General features: G+C 27.3%; 1 protein-coding gene. It reads right to left on the reverse strand.

Going from position 1 to position 517, the window contains the following annotated elements:
• Positions 1 to 87: 87 nt before the first annotated feature.
• Positions 88 to 517 (reverse strand): hypothetical protein (locus GXM17_RS21715; protein WP_208796491.1); only part of this gene is annotated, 430 nt, incomplete at its 5' end.

Genomic DNA, 517 nt, shown 5'->3' on the forward strand with positions numbered 1-517 from the left:
GAGTATTTTCGGCTAAACGAAAATACGATAAAAAACGGTAATTCCACTAAATTCGCAAATGGCGCAAGACGTGTGTTGTGCGACGTACTAATTCGTCTCGTTTTTAATAGACAATTTTTCAAAATATTGATTATAATCAAAAAGATTTTCAGAATTGTCTTTTTTATATAGTTTTATAATTGCGTTCCCTTTAATCTTAACTATAGAATCTCCAATATTTACTTCATCCCAAAATGTATTTTCCAATGAAATTATTTTCGATGAAACTTTAAGCTTTGGAGTCATATGGTTTGCACTATCAATATATTTAGATTCTACTTTTCCATTATATTCTTCTTCGATTCTATTTTCTAGCATTCGATTATAGAAGTTTTTATTTGGAGTTAAATAATAAGCAAACATAATAAATAGAATCAAAATAATTATTCCTATCAGTTTTTCAAAATTGTTATTAAGATTTATCATGATTTTTGTACGAGGTATTTTTTTCGTTTTTTTGGTCGTATGTCGCACAACG

Source organism: Flavobacterium fluviatile (assembly GCF_010645065.1).
GTDB classification, from domain to species: Bacteria; Bacteroidota; Bacteroidia; order Flavobacteriales; family Flavobacteriaceae; genus Flavobacterium; species Flavobacterium fluviatile.